1 protein-coding gene is annotated in these 281 nt (G+C 53.0%); it reads right to left on the bottom strand.

What is annotated here, in order from left to right; all coding sequences use genetic code 11:
• The coding region (locus AC1RPN_RS08915) for a hypothetical protein (RefSeq protein WP_481763831.1) at positions 1-281 on the bottom strand (281 nt) is incomplete at both ends.

Genomic DNA, 281 nt, shown 5'->3' with positions numbered 1-281 from the left:
AGACTCCGTTATTAAAACCCACCAACGCGCCCGTGCCCCGAATCCATACTCGGGATTCCAAAAGTACATGACTCACACGTGTCGGAAACGTGGCAGTACCATCGGCGGCGTAACTGTACACCAAGAAATCGGTTTTGGCCAATTCATGTACGATGTGTTCCACCAGCGTCTCCTTATACTCTTTCCACACATCGATCACGACACACAAAAGGGTGAAGCTCCCGACCAAGATCAGCGGCCACCAGTGTCCCGAGCGATAGCCGAGAATTACGAGACCGCGC

The sequence above is a fragment of the Dellaglioa sp. CoH-57-MRSF-20 genome, assembly GCF_056781955.1.
This window is presented reverse-complemented; position numbering and strand designations above follow the sequence as displayed.